Source organism: Thiolinea disciformis DSM 14473 (assembly GCF_000371925.1).
Classification (GTDB): Bacteria; Pseudomonadota; Gammaproteobacteria; order Thiotrichales; family Thiotrichaceae; genus Thiolinea; species Thiolinea disciformis.
The window spans coordinates 60,303-81,573 of the sequence record NZ_AQVE01000009.1 but is presented as its reverse complement, the minus strand read 5'-3'; the positions used below and the strand labels follow the sequence as shown (position 1 = coordinate 81,573).

At 44.1% G+C, this 21,271-nt stretch carries 18 protein-coding genes; 15 read left to right on the top strand and 3 right to left on the bottom strand.

The window, feature by feature from the left end:
• Window positions 1–105 precede the first annotated feature (105 nt).
• The 10 genes from pilM (at window position 106) to galU (ending at window position 9,967) form a co-directional block, all read left to right on the top strand.
• On the top strand, window positions 106–1,158 hold the full coding sequence (pilM, locus tag A3IE_RS0109030; protein ID WP_020395292.1) for a type IV pilus assembly protein PilM: 1,053 nt from the start codon (window positions 106–108) through the stop codon (window positions 1,156–1,158).
• Window positions 1,158–1,775, top strand: a complete 618-nt coding sequence (locus A3IE_RS0109025) for a PilN domain-containing protein (protein ID WP_020395291.1) — start codon at window positions 1,158–1,160, stop codon at window positions 1,773–1,775. The genes pilM and A3IE_RS0109025 overlap by 1 nt, the downstream gene beginning before the upstream one ends.
• Window positions 1,756–2,511 (top strand): type IV pilus inner membrane component PilO, encoded by a 756-nt coding sequence (locus A3IE_RS0109020; RefSeq protein ID WP_020395290.1) that lies wholly within the window; start codon window positions 1,756–1,758, stop codon window positions 2,509–2,511. The genes A3IE_RS0109025 and A3IE_RS0109020 overlap by 20 nt, the downstream gene beginning before the upstream one ends.
• A 4-nt stretch (window positions 2,512–2,515) precedes the next feature.
• Entirely contained in the window at window positions 2,516–3,067 is a 552-nt protein-coding gene (locus A3IE_RS0109015; protein ID WP_020395289.1) for a pilus assembly protein PilP, read from the top strand.
• 20 nt (window positions 3,068–3,087) lie between these two features.
• Window positions 3,088–5,466 (top strand): type IV pilus secretin PilQ, encoded by a 2,379-nt coding sequence (locus A3IE_RS0109010; protein ID WP_020395288.1) that lies wholly within the window; start codon window positions 3,088–3,090, stop codon window positions 5,464–5,466.
• 72 nt (window positions 5,467–5,538) lie between these two features.
• Window positions 5,539–6,081 carry a shikimate kinase AroK gene (aroK, locus tag A3IE_RS0109005; protein ID WP_020395287.1) on the top strand — a complete coding sequence of 181 codons (543 nt, stop codon included), beginning with the start codon at window positions 5,539–5,541 and terminating at the stop codon, window positions 6,079–6,081.
• Entirely contained in the window at window positions 6,062–7,138 is a 1,077-nt protein-coding gene (gene aroB / locus A3IE_RS0109000) for a 3-dehydroquinate synthase (RefSeq protein ID WP_020395286.1), read from the top strand. The genes aroK and aroB overlap by 20 nt, the downstream gene beginning before the upstream one ends.
• Window positions 7,135–8,280, top strand: a complete 1,146-nt coding sequence (locus A3IE_RS0108995; RefSeq protein WP_020395285.1) for a deoxyguanosinetriphosphate triphosphohydrolase — start codon at window positions 7,135–7,137, stop codon at window positions 8,278–8,280. The genes aroB and A3IE_RS0108995 overlap by 4 nt, the downstream gene beginning before the upstream one ends.
• Window positions 8,281–8,500: 220 nt before the next feature.
• Window positions 8,501–8,974 carry a Cys-tRNA(Pro) deacylase gene (ybaK, locus tag A3IE_RS0108990; protein ID WP_020395284.1) on the top strand — a complete coding sequence of 158 codons (474 nt, stop codon included), beginning with the start codon at window positions 8,501–8,503 and terminating at the stop codon, window positions 8,972–8,974.
• Between the two features lie 75 nt (window positions 8,975–9,049).
• Window positions 9,050–9,967, top strand: coding sequence for a UTP--glucose-1-phosphate uridylyltransferase GalU (gene galU / locus A3IE_RS0108985; protein ID WP_020395283.1), 918 nt, complete (start codon window positions 9,050–9,052; stop codon window positions 9,965–9,967).
• Window positions 9,968–10,029: 62 nt separating this feature from the next.
• Here galU and A3IE_RS0108980 read toward each other — a convergent pair whose 3' ends face one another.
• The gene (locus A3IE_RS0108980) at window positions 10,030–10,386 is read right to left on the bottom strand and encodes a hypothetical protein (protein ID WP_020395282.1); all 357 of its coding nucleotides are present in this window, start codon (window positions 10,384–10,386) and stop codon (window positions 10,030–10,032) included.
• Window positions 10,387–10,581: 195 nt separating this feature from the next.
• Between A3IE_RS0108980 and A3IE_RS0108975 the strand changes: the two genes are divergently transcribed.
• Complete coding sequence (locus tag A3IE_RS0108975) at window positions 10,582–11,421, top strand: DUF3025 domain-containing protein (RefSeq protein ID WP_020395281.1); 840 nt, start codon at window positions 10,582–10,584, stop codon at window positions 11,419–11,421.
• Here the strand turns inward: A3IE_RS0108975 and A3IE_RS0108970 are convergent.
• Both A3IE_RS0108970 and aqpZ read right to left on the bottom strand, forming a co-directional pair.
• The gene (locus A3IE_RS0108970; RefSeq protein WP_020395280.1) at window positions 11,399–14,416 is read right to left on the bottom strand and encodes an NAD-glutamate dehydrogenase domain-containing protein; all 3,018 of its coding nucleotides are present in this window, start codon (window positions 14,414–14,416) and stop codon (window positions 11,399–11,401) included. The two genes, A3IE_RS0108975 and A3IE_RS0108970, sit on opposite strands and share 23 nt — an antisense overlap.
• 395 nt (window positions 14,417–14,811) lie before the next feature.
• Window positions 14,812–15,510: an aquaporin Z gene (aqpZ, locus tag A3IE_RS0108960; protein ID WP_020395278.1), complete on the bottom strand. Its 699-nt coding sequence runs from the start codon at window positions 15,508–15,510 to the stop codon at window positions 14,812–14,814.
• A 440-nt stretch (window positions 15,511–15,950) separates the two neighbouring features.
• Here aqpZ and A3IE_RS0108955 point away from each other — a divergent pair, with 440 nt between their 5' ends.
• The 4 genes from A3IE_RS0108955 to A3IE_RS0108940 all read left to right on the top strand — a co-directional run bounded on the left by A3IE_RS0108955 (window position 15,951) and on the right by A3IE_RS0108940 (window position 21,246).
• Window positions 15,951–16,412, top strand: coding sequence for a DUF4112 domain-containing protein (locus tag A3IE_RS0108955; protein WP_020395277.1), 462 nt, complete (start codon window positions 15,951–15,953; stop codon window positions 16,410–16,412).
• Window positions 16,413–16,566: 154 nt separating this feature from the next.
• The gene (ccoG, locus tag A3IE_RS0108950) at window positions 16,567–17,976 is read left to right on the top strand and encodes a cytochrome c oxidase accessory protein CcoG (protein ID WP_020395276.1); all 1,410 of its coding nucleotides are present in this window, start codon (window positions 16,567–16,569) and stop codon (window positions 17,974–17,976) included.
• Entirely contained in the window at window positions 17,977–18,828 is an 852-nt protein-coding gene (locus A3IE_RS0108945) for a FixH family protein (RefSeq protein ID WP_020395275.1), read from the top strand. It begins immediately after the preceding gene.
• 3 nt (window positions 18,829–18,831) lie between these two features.
• Complete coding sequence (locus tag A3IE_RS0108940; RefSeq protein ID WP_020395274.1) at window positions 18,832–21,246, top strand: heavy metal translocating P-type ATPase; 2,415 nt, start codon at window positions 18,832–18,834, stop codon at window positions 21,244–21,246.
• The last annotated feature ends 25 nt before the right edge of the window (window positions 21,247–21,271 follow it).

Here is a 21,271-nt window from a genome sequence, read left to right as displayed (position 1 = left end):
TTTATCTGAAAACACCGCATCACACAAGAGGGCAGAGTAGACTATTTTTAAGTCGAACGCTACCATAATCACAAACTTAATAACAAAAATAAGACGTGAGAAGCCGTGTTTTCATTTTATAGCCGCAAGCCCAACTTACTGGGCATTGATATCAGCTCTTCAGCCATCAAGTTAGTGGAAATGGCGCGTCGTGGCCGTGAATACCGTATTGAAAGTTATGCGGTAGCTCCACTACCTGAAGGAGTCTGCAATGAAAAAGACATTGTCGATCCTGAACCCGTGGGTGAGGCCATTCGTAAAGCTTTGCGTGAAAGTCGAACACGACTTAAACACTGTGCTTTAGCAGTGCCTACTTCGATGGCCATTAGCAAAATTATCACCATGCAGGGTTCTATCCCGATAGGTGAAATGGAGGCGCAAATTGCGATTGAGGCGGATCAACATATTCCTTACTCCATGGATGAGGTCAGTTATGACTTCGAAATTCTTGGGCCTTCCCGTAAAAGCCCGGAGCTAGTCGATATTTTATTGGCTGGGACACGCACCGAGAACGTTGAAGTGCGCGTTGCCGCCGCAGAAATGGCTGGCTTAACCGTGGATATCGTCGATACCGAGACCCATGCCTTAGAAAAAGTATTGCGCCGTTTAACGAATGAATTAGAGCAATATGATTCGGTCGCCGTGGTCGATTTTGGCGCAACCATGACCAGTATTACGGTGTTTGAGCAAGGCCGCCTGACTTTCTCACGCGAACAAGCCTTTGGTGGTCGCCAATTAACAGAGCAGATTATGCACCGCTATGGTTTGACATGGCAGGAAGCAGGTTTGGCTAAGAAAGAAGGCCACTTACCTGAGAATTATATCTCAGAAGTCTTAGATCCTTTCAAAGACAATATGGTCGGTCAGTTGCATCGTTTCTTGCAGTTTTACTATGCCTCTAGCCAACGGGAAGGTGTAAGTCAGGTCTTATTATCTGGCGGATGTGCGCGCATTCCTGGTATTGATGAGCAAATTCAGGCCGTTATTGGAACGCCAGTAAAAATTGTGAATCCCTTTGTCAATGTGGCCTTGGGTACAAAAGTCAGCCCCGCACGGTTTACTAATGATATGCAAGCGTTATTGATTGCTGCAGGATTATCTTTGAGAGGGCTAGATTAATGGCTGGATTAAATCTCTTACCTTGGCGTGATAAAGAGCGCGAGCGTAGAAAAAAGCAGTTCCTAACGCTATTGGGCTTAAGTGGAGCACTTGCCGCAGGTTTAGTTTTCTTGGGAAATATGTATATGGGAATGGCTGTTGAGCATCAACAACAGCGTAATCAAATGCTCACTCAAGAAATTTCACAATTAGACCTGAAAATAGAAACCATTAAAAAATTAGACAATACGAAACAAGCCTTATTAAGTCGGATGCAGATTATTGAAAATCTACAAAGTACTAGGCCAGCAATTGTGCATTTATTTGATGAAATGGCAACAGCTTTACCAGAGGGGATGTATCTCGAAGGCTTAAGGCAAGATGGTACTTTGGTGAAAGTGGAAGGTAAAGCTGAATCGAATGCAAGAGTATCAAGCTATATGAATAGCTTAGATGCCTCACAATGGCTCAGCTCCTCAAATTTGAATATTATTTCTGTTGCACGGGAAAATGATGCTAATCAGCAAGGTGTTATTCCACTGCGTGATTTTAAGTTAGATGTACAGCAGCTCCTAACAGAAAATAAAAATAATCTATCTGGCAGTGAGGCATCAAAAAATGAATCTCCAAGCAATTAATAATCTTGCTGAGGATCCCGGTAATGCACCTTGGCCGATAAAATTATTAGCTATGCTGGCCATAATGGCGTTGATTTTATTCTTAGGGTACAAGCTGGTTATTACGGATGGCATTAATGAGTTGTCTTCAGCTGAAGGTAAAGAGAAAGAGCTACGTTCTACTTTTGAAACAAAGCAAAAGCGTGCTAGCCAATTATCAGCCTATGAAGATCAATTAAAAGAAATGGAGTTATCATTTGGCAATATGATGCAACAGTTGCCAAGTAGTACTGAAATTCCAGCCTTAATCTTAGATATTTCTGAGAAAGGTGTTTCAAACGGCTTGGAAATTGAACTCTTCGAACCATTAGCAGAGGAAAGTAAAGAGTTCTATGCAGAGAAACCGATTAAGTTGAATGCTTTAGGCTCTTATAAAGAATTAGCAACCTTTGTCAGTGATATATCTGCACTGCCTCGTATTGTGACTATTCATAATATTCAGTTAAAACCTGAGGATGCGAAAGTTAATGCTAATAAGGAAAAAGATCTTGTCACTAAAAAGCGCTTACGCATGGAAGCCATTATAAAAACCTATCGGTATCTCGAAAATAGTGACCTCAAAACAGCTTCTGCATCGGGCACCGGTAGCGAGACCAATAATGTGGTGAATGGCAGAACAGGGAATAGTAAAACGACTGTTAAAGTGGCTAGTGGCGATAACGAAAAAAGCTCTAAAAAATCAGGCCGCAGAAAGTGATTATATGAAAAATTTTATTAGTTTTTCCATGGCAAGTCGTTTAGTACTCTTGGCGAGTATCTGCACTCTCTTGTCAGCTTGTGATCAGGGTATGTCTGATTTGAATGCGTTTATGGAAGAAGTAAAAGCAAGGCCTGCTTCACCCATCGAACCCATTCCTCCTATGAAGCCCTATATGCGTTTTGAATATCCTGGTCATGATAAAGATCCTTTTGATGCTTCAACATTTGAAGCAAAAAAAGAAGAGCAGAAAATGCCAGACTCAGTAGAGTTAGATAAGAACCGTGAAACCGAATTATTAGAGAACTATCCGTTAGATGGTTTACGTATGGTTGGAACGGTTTATAAAGATAATGACTTATGGGCTTTAATTAAAGTTCCCGATGGAACCATTCATCGTGTCAGAAAAGGTAATTACATAGGCAAGAACTATGGAAAAATTACTAATGTCAAGGAAGTTGGTATTACCTTATTAGAGATTGTAGATAATGGCTTTGGTGGTTACAAGGAACGTGATAATGAGCTAGCAATCTCCAATCCGAATAAATCCCAATAATAATAATAAGGTTAGCTATAATGAAAATAATAAAGCAAACCCCCATCCAGTCGGTACTAGCGGCAACGCTATTACTTTATGGGCCGCTGGCTTTAGCGGGTGCTCAATTGAATAATATTAGTATTAATGAGGCCGCTGCTGGAAAAGTGGAGGTTATGCTCAATTTCAGTGAGCCAGTGACACCACCTAAGGGCTTTACTATGACTAATCCCTCACGATTAGTATTCGACTTCCCGGGTGTAGAGGTATCGGCCAGTGCTCGAAAGAATCAGACTAAGCGTGGTATTATTAGTTCAGTGAATGCAGCTAGTAATAAAGGTCAAGCGCGTTTAGTATTTAATGTTGATAAGTTAGTCGATTATAGCATTGAACAAGTAGGCTCAGATTTAGTTTTATTATTTGATGGTACGAATGGCGCTCAATCTTCTGCTCCAGAGGCTAAAGATCAAGCTGCCGCTAAAGGTCTAAAGCCGAATGAAACCTATCAATGGTATAAAGATCCCTCCAGTAAGCCTAGCGTAGGACCTAAAATTCCAGCCGATATGCCGGCCAATGTGCCAGAATTGCCAGCGCCTAAAGCTTTAGCGCAGGGGCAAGCGTCAGCCCCACCTGCTATGTCCGCACCACGACCTGCGCCACCTGTACCTGCTGCACCAGCGCCACGCTCTATGCCACCTTCACCTGCTAGGGGACAAGCCTCAGCGCATTATGCGCCGGTTTCGGTAAATGCTTTGCGTTCAGTGGATTTCAGACGTAATTCAGAGGGCGGTGCTGAAATCACTTTAATTCTGCCTAATAGTCGGGTGACTGTTAAAGATGATAGATCAGCAAATAATCTGAGTTTGTTATTACAAGACATGGATGTGCCGCCTAATTGGCAAAAGAATATAGATGTGGTTGATTTTGCCACTCCGGTTGCCAGCGTCCAAATTTCGCAGCGCGGTGCAGATGGTAAGGTTAATATTACCGCCAGTGAGGATTTTACTTATCGCACTGAACGTAAAAACAATGTTTACAAGGTTTATGTAGATAAAGTAAAGGCCAAAAAGGCGGATCCTTTAGCGGATAAAAAGAAAAAAACCTTTAGTGGTGAGAAATTATCTTTAAACTTCCAAGATATTGAAGTCCGTGCAGTCTTACAATTATTAGCTGATTTCACGAATAAAAATATTGTGGTGAGTGATACAGTCAGCGGCAATATTACGGTGCGCTTAAAAGATGTACCTTGGGATCAGGCTTTAGATATTGTTTTAGAGTCTAAAAACCTAGGAATGCGTGAAAATGGTAATGTTATTTGGGTAGCACCCAATACTGAATTAGATGCCAAAGAAGCGCAGGAGCTTGAACTCGCTAAAAAGAAAGTTGAACTTGAGAAGTTGGTGACTGAATATATTCCAGTAAACTTTGCTAAAGCCAGTGAGTTAGCGACTTTAATCGAAAAACGTGCTGCAGGTACGGATGGTGATGCAGGCCATTCATTATTATCTAGCCGCGGTAGCGTGTCGTTCGACGAGCGTACTAATACTTTATTAGTTCAAGATACTGCAACGCAGGTTGCAGAAATTCGCGAACTCTTAAAAGTTTTAGATGTGCCGGTGCAACAGGTGTTGATTGAATCTCGCATTGTCATTGCGAATGATGAATTTGGTAAGCAATTAGGCGCACGCTTTGGTGTGACGCCGCAATGGACCAATAGTGATTCCAAAGGCATGATGGGGAATTTAGCGGGAACCAATAGTTTCTATAATAACGGTTCTACCAGTACCACCAATGCAGCCGGTGTAACGACCACAACAACACCGTCTACCGTGCCTAGTTTAAGTGATCGCTTGAGTGTGAACTTGCCTGTGGCCGGTGCTGCAGGTGCGTTTGGCTTCTCAATTTTGGCTTCTGATTTCTTGTTAGATTTGGAATTATCTGCCTTACAAGCGGAGAGTAAAGGTGAGATTGTTTCCACGCCACGCGTCATCACTTCAAATCAAACTAAAGCGGTGATTCAGCAAGGTGTGGAGATTCCTTATCAAGAGGCATCCTCCAGTGGTGCAACCAGTGTATCGTTTAAGAAAGCAGTCTTGAGTTTGGAAGTTACGCCACAAATTACCCCTGATGAACATATTTCAATGGATTTGAAGGTTAATCAAGATACGGTGGGTACGGTCTATGCGAATGTGCCCAGTATTGATACACGCCAAGTTCAAACGCGGGTATTGGTAGAAAATGGTCAAACCATTGTGTTAGGTGGGGTACACGAAGAAAATAAAATCAAGAGCGGTAGTAAAGTGCCTGTGTTAGGCGATTTGCCAGTAGTAGGGCAAGCTTTCCGCAACACCAAGAAAACCGATAGTAAACGTGAGTTGTTGATTTTCGTTACACCGAAAATTATTGACGGTAAGTCCTAAGCAATTGACCTTACGGGAAGAAAAGCCACTTAGTGGCTTGATTCCCGCGCTTAGTACTGGCATAAAACTCCCATGAAAGAGAATATTATCCTAGTGGGCCTCATGGGGGCAGGAAAATCGACCCTAGGCCGACAATTAGCCAAACGTTACCATATGGATTTTTACGATTCTGATAAAGTTATTGAGGATCGTACTGGTGTTTCTATTCCCACAATTTTTGAAATCGAAGGCGAAGCGGGCTTTCGCGAACGTGAAGAGCAAATTATCCACGAATTATGTCAAATGCGTGGCATTGTGTTAGCCACGGGGGGGGGTAGCATTTTGCGCGAAACGAATCGTAAAGCACTGAAAGCTGCTGGGCGTGTTATCTATCTGAAAGCCAGCGCTGAACAACTTTATAGCCGTATCCGCAATGACAAAAATCGGCCCCTGATGCAAACCGAAAATCCACTCCATACCTTAAGACAATTATTACAGGCGCGTGAGCCTTACTATATGGAAGTGGCTGATATTGTCATGCCAACCAGCAAGCAACGCGTGTCACATATTGTGCACTTAGTCAGTCAACAGCTGAATCAATCAACAGGGACGCATCATGCAAACGCTGCAAGTTGAGTTAGGGGATCGGAGTTATCCTATTTATATTGGACAAGGCTTGCTGGCTCAGGCGAAGCATTTATTAGCACCCCATATTCATGGCAAAAGTTGTGTCACGATTACCAATACGACTATTGCGCCGCTTTACCTAGCTGCTGTAGAACAGGCAATAGCCGATAAAAAACACTCCGCTAGTATTTTGCCCGACGGCGAGGCTTATAAAACCTTAGAGACTGTGAACACAATTTATACCCACTTATTGGAGCAGCGCGCTGATCGTAAAACCACGCTCATTGCATTAGGGGGGGGTGTTATCGGTGATATGACTGGCTTTGCGGCTGCTAGCTATCAACGTGGGGTGGATTTTATCCAAGTCCCCAGCACTTTATTGGCGATGGTTGATTCTTCGGTGGGTGGTAAGACGGGGGTTAATCATCCGTTGGGTAAGAATATGATTGGGGCTTTCCATCAGCCCAATGCGGTGTTAATTGATACCAATACCTTGAATACCTTAGCGGATCGTGAGTTAAGTGCAGGGATTGCCGAGGTTATTAAATACGGTTTGATTCGTGATCTAGTCTTTTTAGAATGGCTGGATCAACATATGGAAAAATTGTTGGCACGTGATGCGGAGGCGCTAACTTATGCGATTCATCGTTCTTGTGAACATAAAGCGGCAGTGGTTGCCGCCGATGAGCGTGAAACAGGCGAACGTGCATTATTAAATTTAGGACATACCTTTGGTCATGCCATCGAAGCAGGGATGGGCTACGGTGAGTGGCTGCATGGTGAGGCAGTGGCGGTTGGCACGCTGATGGCGGCTGAGTTGTCACAACGCATGGGTTGGTTAGGAAAGCAAGATGTTGCCTTCATGCGGCAGTTATTTGAGCGTGCCAAACTCCCTACCACCCCACCCAGCCAACTGAGTGGGGATGATTTTAAACGCTATATGGCGGTCGATAAAAAAGTCTTAGATGGCTCGTTGCGCCTGATACTCATGAAAGCACTCGGTCAGGGAATCGTTACAGCAGATTTTGACGCGAGTGCTTTACATCAGGTGTTAAATCGTCCATGAGTGCTAGTTATGCGGCACACCCCAGTCATTCACGGGGACGGCGTTATGCGGAATCAGTGCCTTTATATCGCAGTGAATTCCAGCGTGATCGTGATCGGATTATTCATTCCAAAGCTTTTCGCCGCTTAGAGTACAAAACCCAAGTCTTCGTTAATCATGAAGGCGATTTATACCGTACACGTTTAACGCATTCGCTAGAGGTTGCACAAATTGCGCGCACTGTAGCACGTAGCATGGGGCTAAATGAGGATTTAACCGAAGCCATCGCGTTGGCGCATGATTTGGGGCATACGCCGTTCGGCCATGCGGGACAAGATGCATTAAATCACTGTATGAAGCCTTATGGTGGTTTTGAACACAATCTACAATCCTTGCGTGTAGTCGACTTGTTAGAAGATGCGTATGCTGAGTTTCCGGGTTTAAACCTGACGTTTGAAACCCGTGAAGGTATTTTGAAGCACTGTTCTACCCAAGATGCTCAACACTTGGGTGATGTGGGTGAACGATTTTTAGCTAAGACCCAGCCCTCTTTAGAAGCCCAATTAACTAATATTGCGGATGAAATTGCTTACAATAATCATGATATTGATGATGGCCTACGCTCGGGATTAATCAGCCTAGAACAATTAGAGCAAGTCCCTTTATTTGCTAAAACTTATGAGCTTGTGCGCCAGCAATATCCAACGGTAGCAGGACGACGCTTAATTCATGAGATATTGCGCCGCCTGATTGCTCAGATGGTGGTAGATCTGATTGAGACGAGTCTGTCAGCGATTCAAGCTTCAGGGGTGATAAGTCAAGACGATGTGCGCCAACAAACCAAACCACTGATGCGCTATAGTAATGCGCTGCGTGAGCAAAAGAATGAGCTAAAACGTTTTTTGCGCGAAAATCTCTATTTTCACCCTACAGTTTACCGTATGACATGGCGCGCCCAACGCATTATTGAGTCTTTATTTAATGCTTTTATGCAGGATGTGCGTTTGTTACCGCCCAAACACCAGCAGGCTGTACAGCAACTCGTTGCACTAGAAGGCGAGGCTGGGCAATCAAGAGCTATTGCTGATTATATTGCTGGCATGACCGACCGTTATGCGATGAGTCAATATGGTGCTTTGTTTGATTTATCGCGTGTAGAGTGAGTGCTTCTAGGGGTTTTATTTTTTCTATAAAATTTAAAAAGTGTAAACCCTAATTGACAAATTTTGCGATAGAATAGAATTTCTCTCTACATATCGACCCTAAGTCGTTGCCTAGTAAAAGTTTCTTTTACTAGGTTTTTTTGGGGCAGTTTATAAGAGATTATAGTTGATCCTTCCAAAAACAGGCATAATCCATCCTCTTTATAAATCAACTGCCTTTATGACACCTGCGATTCTGGCTATACGCAAATCGGGTTTTCCCTTTCAAGTGCATGAATACGAACATGATCCCAATAACCACGCTTATGGTTTAGAAGCTGTTGATGCACTTCAGTTGGAGGCAGCACGCGTCTTTAAAACTTTGGTTGTTACGCTAAACGATGACCCTAAGCGTTTAGCCGTTGGCATTGTACCTGTCACCCATCAATTGGATGTAAAAGCCATAGCCCGTGCTTTGGGTGCTAAGAAAGCTGATTTGGCTGATCCTAAACAAGCTGAGCGCAGTACGGGATATGTGGTAGGTGGCATTAGTCCTTTGGGGCAGAAACGTTTATTGCCCACCGCTTTGGATGAGTCAGCCTTGTTGTTTGACACCATTTATATCAGCGCAGGGCGACGCGGATTGGAAATTGAGTTGAGCCCTGAAGCCTTGTTAGATTTGTGCCAAGCGGATACGGTAGCTTTATGCCGTTGAACAAGAAAAGCGGTCGTTACGACACTAATAGTGTATAAAATCTTACAAATGATCCAGCAAGGGTAAAAACTGACTATGCTCGAGCCTTCCAAGCACAAAGTCCGCAAAGCGGTTATTCCAGTAGCCGGTTTGGGAACGCGAATGTTGCCTGCCACCAAAGCTATTCCTAAAGAAATGCTGCCGGTGGTGGATAAACCCTTAATTCAATACATCGTTACTGAATGTATTGAGGCGGGTATTAATGAAATTGTGCTGGTGACTCATAATAGTAAAAACTCGATTGAGAACCACTTTGATACCAGTTTTGAATTGGAAACCATGTTGGAAAAACGCGTAAAGCGTCAATTACTGGAAGAAGTGCGTTCGATTTGCCCCAAAAATGTCACTATTATGCATGTACGCCAAGGCGAAGCGAAGGGCTTAGGCCATGCTATTATGTGCGCACACCCTGTCGTTGGTCATGCACCCGTGGCTGTTTTATTACCTGATGTTTTAATTGATGATGCAGCATGCAATCTGCGCAAAGATAATTTAGCAGCCATGCTGAATTTGTACGATGACACAGGGATTAGCCAAATTTTAGTGGAACCAGTGCCTAAGGTGATGGTGTCCTCGTATGGCATTGTCGATATTAATGGGCAGCAGCTAGCCGCCGGTGCATCTGTGCCAATGACCGCTATTGTAGAAAAACCAGAACCTCACGAAGCACCTTCTAATTTTGCTGTGGTGGGACGTTATGTGTTATCACCTCATATTTGGGATTGGCTGAAGCGTACACCACTCGGTGCAGGCGATGAAATACAGTTAACCGATACGATTGGTTTATTAATGCGTGAATACCAAGTCAATGCATTTCACTTGACTGGTAAAAGTCACGATTGTGGTAGCAAATTGGGTTATATGGCCGCGAATGTCGAATATGGTATTCGTCACCCCAAAGTGGGCAAAGAGTTTAGTACTTATTTACGTGACTATGTGAAGACACTTTCCTAACCAGATGCCATAAAAAAGCCAGCTCATTAAGCTGGCTTTTTTTATGTCTAAGCTAGAAAAGATTAACGTTTTTTAGCTCTTAACTTAGGTGGTCTTTTACCTTGTTTTTTCATAACACGTGCTTTAGCAGCCGGTCTTTTAGCCTGTTTCTGAGCATTACATCTTGCACAGTCACGAATCACAACCACTTTTTGCTTTGGCTTTTCGGCCACTGGTTTTGGAGCTGGTGCTTCTGGTTCTGCTTTCTTTTCACCCATACATTCTGGGAATTCTTTACCCATGTTCTGGGATTTTACGCAGCCACCATTCGTAGATAATAATGGGCCGCCACTGCCAGCGCCTACAAAACCATCTTCTGCTACTGCAGTATAAGAGAAGGCAGCTAAGACAGCAGCCAATGCGAGTTGTTGCAATTTCATGTAAAAATCCTCTGCTATGAGAATAAGTGAACTTATTTAATGGCTCTAAAAGCAAAACCTGTTGTTTTAATGATACACGTAAACCGAGGTTCTATATAGTGTTTCTTGTAAATGATGTCAATTCTCAGTGCTGCCACTGGTTTGCTGTCAATACGCAGTTTTTGCTGTGTCTCTAGCATACCACACGGAGAACTTATGTCAGATTCTTGGAATCCAACTTTTTATCAACATCATCCAAGTTTTGCTCAACTCTTGCCCTTGCTTACTAGCTTATCCAGCACCGCAACATGGCCTCAATGTGCCACTTTGAATGCTGGTTTACCTGCACATTTAACCAATGCCAATCAAAAATTGATTCAATTTACGCCGCAGGATGCATCCTTGCCTTATCGCGAACTTTACTACGAGCAACGTATCTTTGACCATGGTTTAGTCTCAACTCGTGCCAACTGGCATGACTTTTTTAATGCGCTTATTTGGCAGCGTTATCCGCGTCTAAAATTAGCCATTAATGAAAGGCATGTGGCGGATATAAAACAACTACCCGATAAAGCTCGTACGCCACAACGTGATGCTTTAACCATTTTTGATGAAAGCGGCGTGATTATCGTCAGCAGTCAACGCATGGTGTTACAAAACATCATCGATTTTAACTGGCAAAAGTTATTCCAATATGAACGGCAAGCTTGGTATGAGACCTGTGCTTGCTTTGTAGTGGGTCATGCCTTGCTAGAGAAGTTTCTGACCCCTTATGTGGGTTTAACGACTCATGCGGTGCTGGTACAAGTGGAAGAGGCCTTTTTTGACCAAAGTTTTGAAATGCAGCGTTTCCAACTTGATTATTGGTTAGCGGAAGTTGTACGTGCAGGGCGGTTATATTCGCCTCAAGTTCTCAATCCATTTCCGGTACTCGGTGTACCGGAATGGTGGTCTGAGCAAAATGATTTATTTTACGCGAATACGCACTATTTCCGACCCAAACGTCGCGAGCGTGCGATTCAAATATTTTGCCCTAATCGGCATGTACCCGTTTGACTTGGTTTTCAATAATATCGCCATAAATGGTATTACTATCGCCATCGTAAACTAAGGCTGCTGCTAATTTGCTAGCCAGTACGGCATATTTAATTTTTTCTGGCAAACGATCAATGCGTTGACTAAATTCAGCATCCTCGCGAATGAAAGCGGCCATATGTTGCAAAATAGCGTTTTTGTAGGCTGGTTGTTGCACTTTCTCAGGATTGGCTTGGAAATAGGCAAACATTTTTGCGTAATGCTCATTAATTTCACGGCTAATACGATTACTAAAATCGGTATAAGGAATAGAACCACCGGCTTCCTTATGACGTTTAATAATCAGGCGTGCTTCTTGTTCTGCCATACGATTCAAGATTTGAATGACATCACTCACATAGCGATCTTTATGCGCCAGAAATTCGCTATCACTCATCATTAAATTCGCAAGAATTTCATAGGAAGAGGAAATAACACCACATTTATTGGCCGACGCATCACGCATAATAATCACACCGCGATTTTGTAAGCTTAAGCGCGCATCGGGCGTAATAAAAGAATTTGCGCCCTCGATAATAAGCTTGGCGGAAGGATTTCCATGACCATCAAAGAATTGATCGACATTATGGGAGGCAATCGTTTCTGGGCGACCGCCGGCTGGAATAAATAAGTCAGCGCTAACCGTAAACGCTAGGCTATTAAAGGTTTTGTAAAATTCATCCGTTGAAATCCATGTTTCTTTTAAACCTTCATTCGTTTGATGTACTTTACGGAATAATTCGCGCATCCCTTCTGTACGTTTCTGGCTGCGATAAATCATAAAGCCACCTACATGCAAAGCATTTACATCAAACGCATCTAAGTCAGCTTTTAAGACAATTTTTGCTAAAGCGGTGTGATCTAAACCTTCAGGATCAAAGACAGCGCCTGTGCCATCGACAATCATGCGAATTTGGACTTGGGGGCAACGCTCTAGCATTAAGCGCATACTATTGCCCGCCACATCACCGTTAGGGCCGCCCGTTAATTTCACACTAAAGGCGTCTTTGTGCATATCAATGCCCAAAGTTTCTTTCATAGTAACTTCAGCAAAACGAATGACACCAATGGAGGTCACGCCATATTCTTTGTGATTAATGCCCACTTGTTTACTCGACATAATGCCAGAGCCTAACACGTAACCGCGTTTGACGGCTTGCTGGGCGATGATCTCAATCATCACATCGTGCATATTTTCATCAGGGCCTAATTCAATCGGTTCTTCTTCCCCATAATAATCGATAATGCGTGGGTCTTTAGCTTTGCCACTAGCATCTGTGACATATAAATCTAAAAAGGCATGAATAAAACTAAATTGTAGGCGATATAAATATTGTAAAACAGTTGCGGGAGGTGTGTCGGTGCGCGTATTTAAAATGGCCACCATTTTAGATCCACCTTCATAAATATCTTTATTCTTTAAGTGTTGCGTATGCGCTAATACATAATTTTCTTTAAAAATAGTATTGGCATTATTGACATAATCGTCATGCCCTTGGGTCATTAGTGTACGCCAACCACCGCGTGCAATATCCGAAAAACCAATATGATAAGCTGCACCACTACGACCAGAAAAGAACGTTATCCGGAAAGGACGATCTTTGGGGAGATCATCTGTAAAGCTTTTATCTAATTCTTCCAAGTAAGCAGGATTTAAGCGGAAGGCTAATGCTAATTTATCAACGACAAAGAAATTGCTTTTTAAACAATTGGTAATAAAACTAATGGCACAATTAAAAATCGTGCGGCGTGTTTCATCTAGCAAGCGTCGGCCAGTATTAAAGTTTCTTACGGTCTCACGCACTTGTTTTAATAAAGCTTCATATTGCTCATTACGCTGCTCGGCACTTAAATCGGGATTAAAGCGTGCATAGAATAAGTTGACTAATTGTTGGCTCACTGCTGGGTGGTGATGGAAAGCACGCTGCACTTCTTCGGGGTCATAATGTTCCGGTTGGCTATGCGCCAAATTAGTATAGGTGAAAGTAATCATAGCCTTCACCAAATTGGCATCCATGCCGCTCATTAAACCCGTTTCGACTAAGGCAGAAAAAGTCCCTGAGTCGGAGGATAAAATTTGGGTGTTATAGAGCTCATTTTGTAGTTGTTGAAAGCGCGCAGAATTTTTTTCTAATAACACACCATCGCGGGGATTAACATATAAAGTAGCTAAAAAGGTGGGGAAAACACCATTGCTTATCGTGACTGTATACAAGCGTTTTACGCCAATATTGAGGCGTTTAAAGACCTCGAAAATTTGTAATAGAAAATCACGCTGTGGCGGGTTGCTGACACCAAATAAAATGCGGGCGGTTTCTGGGCCACTTCTTTTTTCTAGCGGCTGAATATCCAGATAAATACCACCATTATTTTGTGTTTGGTGATAAAGATTAATGACACGTGCTAAACGTTCAGGGTGGGATACGCTGACGTAACGCACATTGTTTACCCATAAGGTTTTCAACGTATCTTCGACGTGCTGGGCGTCCATCTCGGGATAAAGTGCTTTAGCTTCGGCTTGTACGGCGAGCAAAATGTCCTGGGGTAACGAGTCACCTTCTTGATTCGCGATAGCGCGAGCAATCTCGGCATCTGACTTTAAGGAGTAATCAAAACGCATGACTTCTAAGGCTTGAGCACGGCGCGGCATGGGTTGTGAAGAGGTATTCATCTCGGAATACATCAGATTATCGCGGCGTGGAATGCTGCTTAGGGTGTTGTAGATAGAGTTGGGGATTGAGGTTTGCGCTAGAAATAAACGTTCGGGGGTATCCGTCAAGCGAATATAAGGTAGGCGCTCTAAACGATTCATGCCCTCAGCCAATACTGCAAGGGCTGGGGCTTCATCTTGATTGAAACTAAAGAAAAAGGGATGCATAGCATTTTCTAGCCAAGCTGCGTTTTCGGCGCTGTGTTGGTTATTCAAGGCTAAGGTGTCGTTGATCGTGGTTAATACGGTTTGTATTGAGCTATCCATAAGGGCTCCTCTCCTCTAAGGTGGCTTGATGGTTGTTATAATTGCTTGGGACTAGCTTAACAAAATTAGGTATAAAAATACGCTATATTTTGGTGCATAAGCTATCAGCAGAAGCAAAACATAGTTTAGTGAAAATTGGATGACTTATAGGCTAGTTAACGGCGTGTGCTCGCCAAGCAACGCAGCGCCAAAACCAATAAAAATAGCCGCCAGTAATGCGACTGAACCAGAGGCGTGTATTGTTCTGGTCTAAATGGCGTTTGAGAGTAGCAGCTAGGGCAGGATATAAGCCTAAACAACTAAAGGAGGCGATGACGAGGTTGACATTGAAAAACAAGAAGGAAACTTAGACAGTCGCTTACCGAGATTTCAAGCCTCGGTAAGCGACTTAACAATCAAGCAGCGTTATTGTCTTGACTACCTACGAAACGATAGGCATAAGCACCAATCATTGCACCGACGATAGGCGCTACCCAGAACATCCATAATTGGCCGATGTACTGAGTACCCGCGAATAAAGCAACGCCTGTACTACGTGCTGGATTGACGGAAGTATTAGTGACTGGGATGCTGACTAAGTGGATTAAGGTTAAGCATAAGCCAATTGCGATAGGAGCAAAACCTGCTGGCGCGCGGCTATCTGTGGCACCCATAATCACAAATAAGAACATCGCTGTCATTACAACTTCAGTAATTAAAGCAGCCATCATGCTGTATTTGCCTGGTGATAAGTCACCGAAACCATTTGAAGCGAAACCACCGAGAGCAAAATCTGGTTTGCCGCTCGCGATCAGATACAAGACACCCCCTGCTACGATAGCACCTAAAACTTGTGCCACAATATAAGGCCCTAATTGGCTTACTGGGAAGCGTCCACCAGCCCATAGACCGATAGAAACGGCTGGATTCAGGTGGCAACCTGAAATATGACCAATCGTATAAGCCATGGTTAAGACGGTTAAGCCGAATGCGAAAGACACACCGACTAAGCCGATACCAACATCGGGAAATGCTGCCGCTAATACAGCACTACCACAACCACCTAATACTAACCAGAATGTGCCGATAAATTCAGCACTAAGTTTTTTTAACATCAACGTGACCCTTCTGACTTTTTAATATTGTCCTAATCCCTTTGGTGAGCCGATGAGCGATCAGTGAAAGCCTTTCAGCTTGCAAGGTTCAGGCATTGAAGTGACTGAGCCTGTACTCAGACCACACTTTGTAACGAAAACATGATAAACGGTTCATGAATTAAAAAAATTTCGTTAGCAAGACTCAATAATATTGAGCAAGCTAAGTGTAGCCACTGTTTATCAATCGACACAAAGTGTGGGTGAATAGCTCTCTAATTCACAACACTTATTTTTTCATAAAATTATTAAATATTCATCAGGTTATGTGGGTTGATTGCTTTTTGATTAATCATAGTGATCATGTTCAAACCGCAATCTGTTAGAAAGCAGGTGATCTTGAAAACTGAAGCTGAACTAACATATAACAAAAGTTTGTGATTATGGAGTAAGGAGCGCGCATGGCAAGCCAAGCTGAGCAAATGAAAAAATTGGATCAACTCGCTGTGTTATTGGATAGCTCGATCACTATTCCGGGAACGAAGTGGAAGTTTGGTTTGGATGGTATTGTCGGCCTGATTCCGGGGGTAGGAGATTTAGCAACCGGCGCTAGTTCCGCTTATATCTTGTTTCATGCGCTAAAGATGGGGGTTCCCTTACCTGTTCTGATGCGTATGGGCTTTAATATTATTTTGGAAAGTGTGATTGGCACGATTCCTGTAGTCGGGGATTTATTTGACATTGTCTTTAAGGCAAACCTGCGTAATGTGAATTTAATGCGTAGTTATGTATTAAACCCAGTCGGCGTGAAGCGGCGCAGTTCCTTGATGATTGGGGCAGTGATTTTCAGTTTAGTGCTGCTCTTAATGCTGATGATTTGGGGCATGTGGAGTTTGGTTAAATGGGGTTTTTCAGCGCTCTAAGTGGCATTCATGCTTAGTTTGCCACTATCTGCTTAATAAATTATTGATCTTTAAGCCTCAAAAACTACTGCAACTTGAGCAATCACAAGGCAAATGCTTCAAGTTGCAGTATGATGGCCGCCACTTACTGTTCCTGACGTTCAAGAGTTGATTTATGAGTAATGTGCAAGTCATTCAACCCAAGCATATGGTGCAACCACGCTCCATCAAAGGACGCTTCCGTAATCTCAAAACGGGCATTTTGCTACTAGCTTATGCGGTTTATTTTATCCTGCCTTGGGTGCGTTGGGATCGCCCGATAGGTCCTACTCAAGCGGTGATGTTCGATATTCCGAATCGTCGCTATTATATTTTTGACCTAGTCATGCACGCTCAGGATGTTTTCTGGCTCACCGCTTTATTATTTTTGGCGGCGGTATTGCTGTTCTTTGTAACGACTTTATTAGGGCGCGTGTTCTGCGGTTATTTCTGCTTTCAAACCTTGTGGACCGATGCGTTTCGTTTTATTGAACAATGGATTCAAGGCGATCGTGTGGCTCGGCTGCGTTTAGAAAAACAGCCATGGAACGGTGAAAAAATTCTTAAAGTGGGTGGTACTCATGCGCTCTGGATCTTTATGGCGTTTTGGACTTCCCTCACCTTCGTTTTGTATTGGGGCGATGCCTTTGCCTTAACTAAAAGTGTGTTTACTGGCGCTGCGCCTGCTGCTGCCTATGGCACCATCATCATCTTAACGGCTACTACTTATTTGGCGGCCGGTTGGATGCGTGAATATGTCTGTATGCATATTTGCCCTTATTCCCGTTTCCAAAGTGTTATGTTTGATCAAGATACGGCGATCGTTTCTTACGATACCAAGCGGGGTGAGGGTAAAGCTGGACGTGCTACGCCTATCAAAGAATTGAAAGATCATGCCACGCGTTTAGCGCAGGGACACGGGGACTGTGTCGATTGTGGTTTATGCGTGCAAGTGTGTCCGATGGGTATTGATATTCGAAATGGCTTGCAAATTGCGTGCATTCACTGCGCTTTATGTATCGATGCTTGCGATAGCATTATGGATAAATACCAATGGCCGCGTGGCTTGGTGCGTTATACCTCGGAAAATGCCCTAGAAGGTAAAAAGACCAAAATCTTAAAGTTGCGCACGGTTGGCTATGGCGTGGCAACACTATTAGGGGCTTTTGCTTTAGTGTGGAGTATTTCGACTACCAAAGAATTGGAGGCGTCGGCACAACAAGTACGCAGCCCCTTATTCGTCCTACTCTCCGATGGTAGTATTCAAAATAGCTATGAAGTAAAAATCAATAATAAGGCACAAGAACCAGCGACTTATAAATTGAGTTTGGAGGCGTTGCCCAGTGCTCAATTACATTTGGGAGCCTTGGATCCGAATAATATTAAGCTAGCGCCTGATTCCAGTGTACGCTTATTGGTAAAAGTCGTTCAGCCTGAGCCGGTGGCAGGTATCGCAAAAAACCGTGAGTTTCACTTTAGGCTAGAGCCATTGAGTGGTAAAGTGACTGAACCTGTGCAAATCCCATCGAGATTCGTCATACCCTAAATGAATAGCTATAACCTATTTCTAACCTTAGCGATTGGTGTTGCGGCATCGATCGCTTTGTTTTTTCTATTTTTCAAAGCCCTCAAGTGGAATAGTAAGCTTTCTGCCTTAGTCACTATTTTAATCGTTCAGATTATCTATTTGCCCCTAGTCCTTGCGGATTGGCCGGGTATGGATGTGTTTGCTATTCACTTTGCATTTTTTGTCATGACTGCGTATGGCCTAGCGATTATTAATAGTCGTGATGCGCGACGGGTGATGGAATTAAGTGCAGAGCGAGAGGGTACAGCCGCCACGCCTAAGTCATGGTTTCATTGGGCGCCTGCGACTATTGTGGGGTTTTTCCTGCTGTTGGCAATGGTTGATGGTTTAATCATTACCCTAGCCAGTAAAGGCGCGAGTGCGGAGTTTATGGAGCGTTTTTTGCCTCAGCCCCAAAGTGGTCAAGCCATTTCCTCTAGCTTTACTGGGCCAGTGGCGCACAATTTCCACCAAAAATACCAGCAATTTAACCATTATGTGGCACAAGTGCAGGAACAAAAGCAGCGTGGTTGGGCAGTGAGTAAGGGCTGGGCAGAGCAACCTATTGCTGATAAAAGTGCGCCCTTTGCGATTGAGGTGCAGGATAAACAAGGTACTCCTGTGACAGGGGCTAGAGTCGATGCACAATTCTTACGCCCGTCTGACCAGCGTTTAGATCAGAAATTGACTTTGTCCGAATTGCAGGCTGGCAGCTATGGTGCAGATATTCGCTTGCCTGTCCCGGGGGCATGGTCGGTCGTGTTAACGATTAAGCGTGGTGAGGAAGTGCATGAAGTGAAAGGTGATATTGTAGTCGCCGATCCGCAGTAAACTATGTCTGACCCTAGCGCTGACTGCTTTCATTGCAGTACTCCCATTCCGTCGGGTGTCCATTATACCGTTACTATTGAAGGTGCTGAGCGCTCGATGTGCTGTAACGGTTGCCAAGCTGTGGCACAAGCGATTATCGACAATGGCCTCAGCGATTTTTATAAATTTCGCACTGAAAAATCGGATCGCCCCGAAGACCTCATTCCTGAACAATTACGCAATACCCAGTTGTATGATGCTGATGAACTGCAACGCTCTTTTGTCAAAGTCAGCGATCAAAGCCAAATTCGTGAGGCATCCCTAATTTTAGAGGGCATTACCTGCGCCGCTTGTGTCTGGCTGAACGAACATCATGTGCGTCAATTGGATGGGGTGTTGGATTTTCGCATCAACTACTCGAATCATCGAGCGACCCTGAAATGGGATAATAGCCGTTTACGCTTAAGTGAAGTCCTGCAAGCGATTCAAGCGATTGGCTACTATGCTCATCCCTTCGATCCAAGGCGTTTGGAATCGCTACAAAAACAAGAAAAATCAGCCGCATTGCGCCGTATTGCAGTAGCAGGTTTAGGCATGATGCAGGTCATGATGGTAGCCGTGGCTATGTATATCGGTGCTGTCTCCGATATGGATCCGCAGATGCGCAGTTTTTTGCGCTGGATTAGCCTCGTGATGACGCTGCCTGTCGTCTTTTATTCAGCACGCGTATTTTTTATTTCCGCTTGGCGTGACTTGAAACGTGGACGTTTTGGGATGGATGTACCTGTTTCTATTGGTATTGCCATTGCGTTTAGTGCCAGTATTTGGGCCACACTCTTTGGTGGCGGCGAAGTTTATTTTGATTCAGTCACGATGTTTACTTTTTTTCTCCTAACAGGGCGCTATTTGGAAATGGCAGCGCGCCACAAGGCAGGGCAGGTTGCGGAAGAATTAGTACGCCTTGTGCCCGCCAGCGCCACGCGGATTCGTGATGGTCAACAAGAAGTGATTCCTGTGAGTCAATTAGCAATCCATGACCTTGTGCTGATTCGCCCGGGTGAAATCGTACCCGCCGATGGTGTAGTGATGGAGGGTATCAGTAGTACCAATGAATCGTTGCTGAGTGGTGAAAGCTTGCCCTGCCATAAAGCCGTAGGCGATAACTTAGTGGGTGGCACGGTCAATATTGAAAGCCCGCTAACCATGCGTGTCGAAAAGGTCGGCGAACAAACTGTGCTGGCATCGATTATGCGCTTATTAGAACGTGCCCAATCCGAAAAACCAGATTTGGCGCGTTTGGCGGAACGTGTCTCCTTGCGCTTTGTACCGATTATTTTATTGACTGCCGCTGCTGTATTTTTTTGGTGGTATCAGCATGAGCCATCGAATGCGTTTTGGATTGCGCTGTCGGTTTTGGTGATTACCTGCCCTTGTGCATTTTCTTTGGCCACACCGGCGGCCTTAACCGCAGCGACGGGACTATTAACTTCAAAAGGTGTGCTCACCACGCGTGGTCATGCGTTAGAAACATTAGCCAAGATTGATTATTTGATTTTTGATAAAACGGGAACGCTTACCGAAGGGGAATTGGCTATTGTGGCGTTTGAGCCGTTGGCAGCGTTGGATAAGCTTGAGCTACAAGCTTTATCAGCCGGATTGGAACAAGCTTCGGAGCATCCAATCGCCAAAGCGATAACAAAATTAAGTGATACACCTGTCGTTTTTAGTAAGCTAAGTTCTGAGTCAGGGCGCGGAGTGAAAGGATTCTACCAAGGCCAAGAATATCGTATTGGTACGGCTGCATTTGTGAGTGAGTTGACGCAACAGGCCTTGCCGGATAAGCCGCAACACGCCGGTGCATCCTTGGTTTATTTGGGAACAGCAGAACGGTGGCTAGCACAAATTGCTCTAGCCGATCAAGTACGTCCAGAAGCTAAAGCGGTCGTAGAAGCGTTGCAAAAGCAAGGGATTGAGGTGGCCTTATTAAGTGGTGATGCGCCATCGGTCGTGGCTCATGTGGCACAACAATTAGGTATTCGCCAAGCCTTGGGTGCTCAGCTACCCAATGATAAATTAGCCTATGTGAATAACTTACAACGCCAGCAAAAGATAGTGGCGATGATTGGTGACGGTGTGAACGATGCCCCTGTCTTAGCGGGAGCAGCGGTCTCACTGGCTATGGGAAGCGGGTCGCAATTGGCGCAGGCGAGTGCAGATATGGTATTACTGTCTGAGAATTTGCAGCAATTGCCATTTGCGATACAAACAGCACGGCGTATGTTGACTATTATTAAGCAAAATTTTGCGTGGACGATAGGCTATAACGTGATTGCAGTGGGCTTAGCGGCTAGTGGCTTGATAGCGCCTTGGATGGCCGCCATTGGTATGTCGGCTAGCTCATTAATTGTGGTATTGAACTCGTTACGTTTGCGGCAATAATGCCAGTTTATTCAGTGAGGCTTAT

Coding starts and splice junctions, on each gene's coding strand:
- A3IE_RS0109025 (WP_020395291.1), top strand. CDS start 1,158: ATGGCTGGATTAAATCTCTTACCTTGGCGTGATAAAGAGCGCGAGCGT.
- A3IE_RS0109020 (WP_020395290.1), top strand. CDS start 1,756: ATGAATCTCCAAGCAATTAATAATCTTGCTGAGGATCCCGGTAATGCA.
- A3IE_RS0109015 (WP_020395289.1), top strand. CDS start 2,516: ATGAAAAATTTTATTAGTTTTTCCATGGCAAGTCGTTTAGTACTCTTG.
- A3IE_RS0109010 (WP_020395288.1), top strand. CDS start 3,088: ATGAAAATAATAAAGCAAACCCCCATCCAGTCGGTACTAGCGGCAACG.
- aroK (WP_020395287.1), top strand. CDS start 5,539: ATGAAAGAGAATATTATCCTAGTGGGCCTCATGGGGGCAGGAAAATCG.
- aroB (WP_020395286.1), top strand. CDS start 6,062: ATGCAAACGCTGCAAGTTGAGTTAGGGGATCGGAGTTATCCTATTTAT.
- A3IE_RS0108995 (WP_020395285.1), top strand. CDS start 7,135: ATGAGTGCTAGTTATGCGGCACACCCCAGTCATTCACGGGGACGGCGT.
- ybaK (WP_020395284.1), top strand. CDS start 8,501: ATGACACCTGCGATTCTGGCTATACGCAAATCGGGTTTTCCCTTTCAA.
- galU (WP_020395283.1), top strand. CDS start 9,050: ATGCTCGAGCCTTCCAAGCACAAAGTCCGCAAAGCGGTTATTCCAGTA.
- A3IE_RS0108980 (WP_020395282.1), bottom strand. CDS start 10,386: ATGAAATTGCAACAACTCGCATTGGCTGCTGTCTTAGCTGCCTTCTCT.
- A3IE_RS0108975 (WP_020395281.1), top strand. CDS start 10,582: ATGTCAGATTCTTGGAATCCAACTTTTTATCAACATCATCCAAGTTTT.
- A3IE_RS0108970 (WP_020395280.1), bottom strand. CDS start 14,416: ATGGATAGCTCAATACAAACCGTATTAACCACGATCAACGACACCTTA.
- aqpZ (WP_020395278.1), bottom strand. CDS start 15,510: ATGTTAAAAAAACTTAGTGCTGAATTTATCGGCACATTCTGGTTAGTA.
- A3IE_RS0108955 (WP_020395277.1), top strand. CDS start 15,951: ATGGCAAGCCAAGCTGAGCAAATGAAAAAATTGGATCAACTCGCTGTG.
- ccoG (WP_020395276.1), top strand. CDS start 16,567: ATGAGTAATGTGCAAGTCATTCAACCCAAGCATATGGTGCAACCACGC.
- A3IE_RS0108945 (WP_020395275.1), top strand. CDS start 17,977: ATGAATAGCTATAACCTATTTCTAACCTTAGCGATTGGTGTTGCGGCA.
- A3IE_RS0108940 (WP_020395274.1), top strand. CDS start 18,832: ATGTCTGACCCTAGCGCTGACTGCTTTCATTGCAGTACTCCCATTCCG.